This is a genomic window from Novosphingobium sp. 1529, from assembly GCF_040544855.1.
Classification (GTDB): domain Bacteria; phylum Pseudomonadota; class Alphaproteobacteria; order Sphingomonadales; family Sphingomonadaceae; genus Novosphingobium; species Novosphingobium capsulatum.
On sequence record NZ_JBEPKW010000026.1, the window covers coordinates 1 to 7,331 of the forward strand.

The 7,331-nt window shown below is 63.5% G+C and carries 9 protein-coding genes and 1 pseudogene; 3 read left to right on the forward strand and 7 right to left on the reverse strand.

What is annotated here, in order from left to right; translation table 11 throughout:
• Nucleotides 1-195 (reverse strand): hypothetical protein (locus ABIC78_RS21205; protein ID WP_354491916.1); only part of this gene is annotated, 195 nt, incomplete at its 3' end.
• 88 nt (nucleotides 196-283) lie between these two features.
• Between ABIC78_RS21205 and istA the strand changes: the two genes are divergently transcribed.
• Nucleotides 284-1,837, forward strand: a complete 1,554-nt coding sequence (gene istA / locus ABIC78_RS21210; protein ID WP_354491902.1) for an IS21 family transposase — start codon at nucleotides 284-286, stop codon at nucleotides 1,835-1,837.
• A gap of 87 nt (nucleotides 1,838-1,924) precedes the next feature.
• Here istA and ABIC78_RS21215 read toward each other — a convergent pair whose 3' ends face one another.
• Genes ABIC78_RS21215 through tnpA form a run of 4 tightly spaced genes read right to left on the reverse strand, consistent with a single transcriptional unit; the run spans nucleotide 1,925 to nucleotide 4,944 of the window.
• A complete protein-coding gene (locus ABIC78_RS21215; protein WP_354491904.1) occupies nucleotides 1,925-2,536 on the reverse strand; it encodes a UPF0149 family protein in 612 nt (203 codons plus the stop codon).
• On the reverse strand, nucleotides 2,533-4,086 hold the full coding sequence (tnpC, locus tag ABIC78_RS21220; protein WP_354491906.1) for an IS66 family transposase: 1,554 nt from the start codon (nucleotides 4,084-4,086) through the stop codon (nucleotides 2,533-2,535). The genes ABIC78_RS21215 and tnpC overlap by 4 nt, the downstream gene beginning before the upstream one ends.
• A gap of 49 nt (nucleotides 4,087-4,135) precedes the next feature.
• The gene (gene tnpB, locus ABIC78_RS21225; RefSeq protein WP_022674753.1) at nucleotides 4,136-4,489 is read right to left on the reverse strand and encodes an IS66 family insertion sequence element accessory protein TnpB; all 354 of its coding nucleotides are present in this window, start codon (nucleotides 4,487-4,489) and stop codon (nucleotides 4,136-4,138) included.
• The gene (gene tnpA / locus ABIC78_RS21230; RefSeq protein WP_354491908.1) at nucleotides 4,486-4,944 is read right to left on the reverse strand and encodes an IS66-like element accessory protein TnpA; all 459 of its coding nucleotides are present in this window, start codon (nucleotides 4,942-4,944) and stop codon (nucleotides 4,486-4,488) included. Before tnpA ends, tnpB begins: the two co-directional genes overlap by 4 nt.
• Before the next feature lie 79 nt (nucleotides 4,945-5,023).
• Here tnpA and ABIC78_RS21235 point away from each other — a divergent pair, with 79 nt between their 5' ends.
• Entirely contained in the window at nucleotides 5,024-5,314 is a 291-nt protein-coding gene (locus ABIC78_RS21235; protein ID WP_354491910.1) for an ATP-binding protein, read from the forward strand.
• Nucleotides 5,315-5,329: 15 nt separating this feature from the next.
• On the opposite strand, the gene ABIC78_RS21240 is transcribed toward ABIC78_RS21235, so the two are convergent.
• On the reverse strand, nucleotides 5,330-6,553 hold the full coding sequence (locus ABIC78_RS21240; protein ID WP_354491912.1) for an IS256 family transposase: 1,224 nt from the start codon (nucleotides 6,551-6,553) through the stop codon (nucleotides 5,330-5,332).
• 1 nt (nucleotide 6,554) lies between these two features.
• On the opposite strand from ABIC78_RS21240, the gene ABIC78_RS21245 reads away from it, so the two are divergent.
• A complete protein-coding gene (locus ABIC78_RS21245) occupies nucleotides 6,555-7,130 on the forward strand; it encodes an ATP-binding protein (protein WP_354491914.1) in 576 nt (191 codons plus the stop codon).
• Nucleotides 7,131-7,172: 42 nt separating this feature from the next.
• Here the strand turns inward: ABIC78_RS21245 and ABIC78_RS21250 are convergent.
• A pseudogene (locus ABIC78_RS21250) lies at nucleotides 7,173-7,331 on the reverse strand (IS66 family transposase); the annotation flags it as partial.

Consider the following 7,331-nt stretch of genomic DNA (forward strand, 5'->3'; position numbering starts at 1 on the left):
GCGGTCAGAAACCCAGACATCGGGCTGATGGCCGCCCAGCACGCCCTCGGCAACCTGGCGCGCCCGGCGTTTGGAAATCTTGTGCAGGACGGCCTGGTCCGAGAGGAAGACCCATTGCCTGCGTGTTTCGGAAAGTCCCGGACAGCGATTTCGGTAAGTTGCGGACAGTGATTTCAGAAAGTCGCGGACAGGCATTTCGCTAAGTCCCGGACAGTTTGTGCGGTTGGTCATTGGGTGCGCCGGTTTGGCATGAACGTCCCCGCAAGCGGAGCTTGGAGGGACCATGCCGAGACGGAAGCAACCGAGACGAGCGGACGTGAAGGATATCAGATCGATATTGCGGCTGACCCACGAGAGTGGGCTCTCGGTGCGCGAAGTGTCGGAGCGGCTTGGGCTGAGCAAGTCGACCGTGTCGACTTACCTGCTGCGGGCGCGTGAGGCGGGGCTGGACAGTTGGCCGATGCCAGATGGCGGCGGCGATGACGCTGCGCTGGAGCGCAAACTCTTCCGGCAAATGGGGCGGCCGCCGCGGGATACGAGCGAGCCGGACTGGCAACTGGTCTCCCGTGAGATGAAGCGCAAAAGCGTGACGCTGCTGTTGTTGTGGCAGGAATACCGCGAGGCTCATCCCGACGGCTTTGGCTACACCTGGTTCTGTGACAAGTTCGGCGCGCACGAGAAGCGCGCCCACCCGACCTATCGGCATCGGCATGCCGCCGGCGCGGTGATGCAGACTGATTACGCCGGTCAAACGATCCCGTTGATCGACCCCGGCACCGGCGAGATCCACCAAGCACAGCTGTTCGTCGCGGTGCTTGGGGCCTCGAGCTACACCTTTGCGGTGGCGAGCCTACACCAGCGGCTGCCTGACTGGATTGAGGGCCAGATCCGAGCGCTGGAGTACTTCGGCGGAGTGCCCGCTTCCATTGTCTGCGACAATCTCAAGGCGGGGGTGGCCAAGGCGCTATGGTTCGAACCGACCCTGACTACGACCTTTGCCGCGATGGCAGAGCATTACGACACGACGGTCCTGCCGACCCGGCCGGCGAAGCCGAGGGACAAGGGGAAGATCGAGGGCGCGGTGCTGATCGCGGAAAGGTGGATCATCGCGCGCCTGCGCAATCGGCAGTTCTTCGACCTGGCGGTGCTCAATGCTGAGATCGGCCACTTGCTCGAAGTTCTCAATGGCAAGACGATGCGTCACGTCGGTCGTTCGCGCCGCGAGCTGTTCGACGAGATCGAGCGCGCGGCGCTCAAGGCGCTGCCGGTTACCCCGTTCGAATACGCTGAATGGAAGACCGCCAAGGTTCATCCCGATTACCACGTTGCCGTCGACCGCAACTTTTACTCGGTTCCGCATGGTCTGATCGGTCGCAAGGTCGATGTGCGGCTGACCCAGCGGGTGGTCGAGATCTTCCAGGATCACAAACGGGTCGCCAGCCATGTTCGCAGCTCGCAGCGCGGGTTCCACATCACCGTCAACGCTCACATGCCCAAGGCTCACCAGCGTTATGCCGACCGGACGCCGGCATCGCTGATCGAGCGCGCGGCCAGGATGGGCACCAACGTGGCGGTCATGGTCGAGCGCATGATGCGTGATCGGCGCCATCCCGAGCAGGGTTATCGCTCGGCGATGGGCATCCTGTCGCTAGGGCGCGGTTATGGCCATGTCCGTCTCGATGCGGCCTGTGACCGCGCGCTGGCAATCGAGGCCACCACATATGCCTCGGTCCTCTCGATCCTCAAATCCGGGCTGGATCAGGCCAGTCCTGCCCAAGAACCGATCCGGCCAGCTCCATCGCACGGCAACATCCGCGGTGGGGTCTACTATCAATGAAAGGAAGCGACGATCATGCGTTAGCGGTGCGACCACCCCACATTGCAAGGACGGCATAATGCCGCGGTTGCGCGGCGTAGCGTTGGGTCATTGGATCTCGATGTTTCTGGCACCGGCGATGGTCCGGTGCAGCATTTCGACGAGTTCGGGAATGATGCGCCACGATTGCGCCAGCAGGTCGGCGGCTTGCGGGCTTATGGCGGCCTGACGCTCGTGCTCGGGGATCATGTTGGTGCAGTGGCCGAGAATGGCGGTCATGGCAGGGCCGATGGCGGGATCGCTCATGACCGGCTTCCAGTCGTCGATGCTGAGTTGCATGCCGTGGTAGAAGCCGTTGGCGAAGTCCTCGAGCAACACCTCTCCGTCGTTGGTTCTCATGTAGATGGGCGCGTAGCGCTTGGGGCCACCGGAGAGAGTGGCACCGATCTGGCTGTAGCGCTGGAAGATGGTCGTTCGGATCGCGGCTTCGGTGCTGCCGCCGGGGGCCCAGATGACCTCGCCGCCGACGATGGGGCCGAGCCAGTCCTCGGGCGGCAGGAACCGGGGCGAGACCACGAGTGCGGTCAGATAGCCATCGATCATCGAGACGCCGGGCGCGGGCGGCGTCCGACGGGCCTGCCAGTCCTCCAGTTGCGCGAGCGTGAACGCAGCAGGTACCTTGCCCGGCCGCGCGGCGCGTCTGGCGCGACGGTTGTTCATGCCGCCTGCCGCGGTGCAGTGCGAACGGCAGGTTGCCAGTTCCACGCAAGTAACTGGTCGAGATCGTTGTTGCGGACCGCGCCCGAGACCATTCGCGTCAGCACGTCATCGAGCCAGACGAGGGGATCGAGCCCGTTCAGCTTGGCGGTCTGGAGCAATGAGGCGAGCACGGCCCAACTGTGGGCGCCGGCCTCGTTGCCGGCAAACAGGCTGTTCCGGCGGCCAATGCCGATCGGGCGCATCTGCCGCTCGATCATGTTGTTGTCGATCTCGATGCGGCCATCCTCAAGGAACAGGGTCAGCCCGCGCCAGTGGCCATGGGCATAGCGGATATGCTCGGCCAACTGCGATGCTTGCGCGACCCGCGGCAAGGTGTCATCGAACAGCGCCTTGAGTTCGTCGATGATCGGGCGTGACCGGGCCTGGCGAACCGCCTTCCGGTGGTCGGCGTCGGTACCGCGGATCTCTGCCTCGATGCGGTAGATCCGGCTCAGCAGCGCGATAATCTGCGCCGTGATCGGCGAGCGCGTGCTCTTGTGCAGATCGACGAAGCGTCGGCGCAGATGTGCCATGCAGAAGGCAAGTCGGATCTGTCCGGCAGGCCGGTTCGGATCCTCCAGCGCCTTGTAGGCGCGATAGCCATCGACCTGCAGAACGCCTTGATAGCGGGCCAGTTGCGCGGCGATCTCGGCGTGGCTGCGTGCCTGTGCGTGCACGTAGCACACCGCCGGTGGCGCCGGGCCGTTCCATGGGCGGTCATCGGTGCCGTGCGCCCAGAACTGATCGATGCGCAGCTTGCCGGCACCGCGGCCGATCACCGGCATCCGCGTCTCATCGACGTGAATGCGCGGATGGCTGTGAATGGCAAGCAACTGGCGATCATAGAGGCCCTGCAGCCACCACGCGGCGGACCGGATCCAGCGTGACAGGGTCGAGCGGTCGATCCGCAGGCCTTGTCCCGCCAGCATCTGCGCCTGCCGATAGGCCGGCAGATACCAGGCAAAGCGCTGGGTCACGACCCAGGCGATCAGCGATGTCGTGGCCATGCCGCCCTCGATCATCCGGCGCGGCGCCGGGGCCTGCACAATCGCTCCTTCACAGGCCCGGCAGGCATAGCGTGGCCGGACGGTGGCGATGACGCGCAGGATGGCCGGCACGATGTCGAGCGCCTCGCTGACGTCTTCGCCGATCTTGTGCATGGCGCCGGCGCAGCAGGCGCAAGCGGTGCTGTCGGGTTCGATGATCTGAACGATCCGCGGCAGATGGCGAGGCAACGCGCCGATGTTCCGTCGGGCCCGCGGCTTGGCCTGGGCCGGCGCCGGGTCATCGTTTGCCGGTGCCGACATGGGGCCAGCAGGGCGCAGATCGTCCAGATCGAGCTGGCCTTGCCCATCGAGAACGATGCGCGCCTTCTCGGAACGGGCGCCGAACAGCATGGCCTTGTAGGTGCCCAACAGCCTGGTCGTGGCGGCCAGTTCCGCCTCCAGTTCCGCGACCCGACGGGTCAAGGCATCAAGGGCTTCAGCCTGAGGTTCGGGCGGACGGGTCACAGCCGATGGTTAGCACAGCACTGCCCAAAAACCCAACAAAACCACCGGTTCAGCCTGCAATCTCGGGCTTTTTGACCGGGCTTTCCTCAAGTCGGCGCCAGTCCATGCCGCCGAGCAGCAACGTCATCTGCGCCGGGGTGAGTTTGATCACCCCATCGGTCACCGGCGGCCAGGCGAACCGGCCCGCCTCGAGCCATTTGGTCATCAGGCACAGGCCCGAGCCATCGAAATGGAGCAATTTCAGCCGATCGCGCCGCCTTGAGCGGAACACGAAGACGTCCCTGCCATAGGGATCGCGCCCGAGTTCATTGGCCACCAACGACGTCAGCCTGTTCATCCCTGCGCGAAAGTCGATCGGGCCTGCGACCAGCATGACCCTGACGTTGCCGGGCGGCAGGATCATCGCAGGCGCAGCGCATCGAACACCGTCCGCAGCATGTCCGCGTCGACCGGGCCACGCAGCATAATTCGCGCACCGCCCATGGCGATTTCCAGATCACCCGCAGGCGCGCGCGCCGTCGCGCTGTCATCCACTTCCACCGGTACGAACGAAATCGGTTCCAGCGCAGCCTGGTCCCGCACCATCCGTCGCCAATAATGCAACAGCCCCACGCTGACCCCGTGACGCCGCGCCACCGCCGAGACGTTCGCACCCGGCTCGAAACTCTCCGCCGTGATCCGGGCCTTCTCGTGCCGATCCCACCGCCGGTTTCGTCGTTGCGGACCCAGGATCATCGTGCCCTCGGCATCTCCATTCGCACCGTGCGGCATACCGTCCCAATCCGAATTCGCACATGGTGCCGCACCATCCACCAGCACATTCAAATCGCCCGCCTGACCGCCAAACATCCGCAACATCCCGATGCCGTTTCAATGACAGCCTCTTCGGGGCACCTTGGCGCAACGTCCATGTGGGCCGCTCGCAACGCTAACGATCATGCTGACACACCCCATGTTGGACCAGATGCAGACGCTGGGGCTCGCTGGGATGGCGAGTGCTTACCGTGAACTTGCCGAACAGGCGGGAAGCGAAGGGCTCGCCCGGGACGAATGGCTCGGGCTGATGCTCGATCGGGAGATGGCGATGCGTTGTGACAAGCGGCTCGCCAACCGGCTTACGGCCGCGCGACTACGATTCAGCGACGCGTGTATCGAGAACATCGACTTCGCCGCGCACCGCAAGCTGGATCGCCGCAGCGTCCGGGACTGTCAGGAATTCCGTGTGTGAGCGGGCGGTTGCACATTACGCTGCCATGGCTTTGATGAAGCGTTCGCCGAACAGGACGGCGAACTGGGCCTTTGCCATGGACCACTCACGTGGCGGCATCGTCCACTCTTTTTCTGATCGGTTCAAGATCAGATAGAGCAGCTTGGTTGCTGCATCGTCGCTGGGGAAGTGTCCCCTGGCCCTGACCGCCCGCCGGAGCTGGGCATTCAGGGCCTCGATAGCATTCGTCGTGTAGACAATCCTGCGGACCTCGTCGGGAAACGCGAAGAAGGGGATTACCTCACTCCATGCCCGGCGCCATATTTGACCGATCGCTGGGTAGCGCCGGCCCCATTCGCCGTCCTCGAAGGCCGAAAGCGCTTCCTCAGCGGCCTTGGCATCGACTGCGCGGTAGATGCTCTTCAATGCGGCGGCCAGCGGTTTGCGGTCCTTCCAGGAGACGAAGTCCATCGAATTGCGCAGCAGATGAACAATGCAGGTCTGGACGATCGCTTCCGGGAATACGGCGGTGATCGCATCGGGGAAGCCCTTGAGGCCATCGACGACGGCCAGCATGATGTCCTCGACGCCCCGGTTCTTGAGCTCATTCATGACGCGCAGCCAGAATTTGGCGCCTTCATTCTGCTCGATCCACAAGCCCAGGACGACCTTGGTGCCATCGGCTAGCACGCCCAGCGCGATATGGATCGCCTTATTGCGGACCATGCCCTCGTCGCGGATCTTGACCCGGATGGCATCGAAGAACACCAGCGGATAGGCCTGATCCAGCGGCCGGGCCTGCCAGGCGGCAACCTCCTCCAGTACGGCGTCGGTGACGGTCGATATGAGGTCGGGCGAAACGTCGATGCCGTACAGTTCGCGCACATGTCCGGCGATCTCGCGGGTGCTCATGCCACGCGCATACATCGACACAATCTTGTCGTCGAAGCCGGGGAAACGGCGCTGGTACTTGGCGATCAATTGCGGATCGAAGCTGCCCTGCCGATCACGGGGCACCTCAATCTCGATCTTGCCGGTCTCCGTCACCACAGTCTTGCGGCCATAGCCGTTGCGATTGTTGCCGGCCTGCTCTTCGTGCCCGAGATGATGATCCATCTCCGCGTTGAGCGCGCGTTCGGCTAGCGCCTTCTTCAACGAATCCAGCAGACCGCCCTGCTGCAGGGCCGCAGCAGCATCGCCGCCCGCCAGAAGTTGGTCCAATAGATCAGCCGGAATCACCGGCTCCTTGCGTCGGGACATAGTGGGACTCCTTTTTACCCATTATGCCCGCCCACACACGGAATTCCTGACAGTCCCCAGCGTCCTGGCGCTTGCGCAGGGCGACTGGCTCAAGGCGCATGAACATCTAATCATTACAGGGCCAACCGGTACGGGGAAAACCTGGTTAGGGTGTGCGTTCGCCCGTCAGGCAGCCCGGCTTGACTACTCGGTACTCTACGTTCGCATGCCCAGACTGTTCGAAGATCTGGCAATGGCCCGGCTCGACGGCCGCTTCCCGCGCCTGATTGACAAGCTCACCCGCATCCAACTGCTCGTGCTCGACGACTGGGGCAGCCATGGGCTGACCGAGCAGCAGCGCGGCGATCTGCTTGAAATCTTCGAGGAGCGCTACAAGCGTAAATCCACCTTGATTACGGCTCAGTTACCGGTCGCTCAGTGGCACGAAATGATCGGTGCCCCCACGATCGCTGACGCCATCCTCGACCGCCTCGTACACAATGCCCACCGCATAACACTCGAAGGCGACAGCATGCGCAAAACCCGACCCGCCCCCCTCTTGACCGACATAGAGAAAGCCGAAATCATCACCGCCTGAACCACAACAAGGCACCTATGACCAAACTGCGCCGGCTGTCCGGGACTTAGCGAAACGCCTGTCCGCGATTTTGTGAAACGGCTGTCCAGAACTTCTGAAATACGCACATTGCCAATGCGTGATGCCGTTGGTGCGCGTGGTCGTCTCGTCGGATGCGATCACCTGCGCCGTCAGCAGTTTATCGGTGATCGCCTTGGTCGC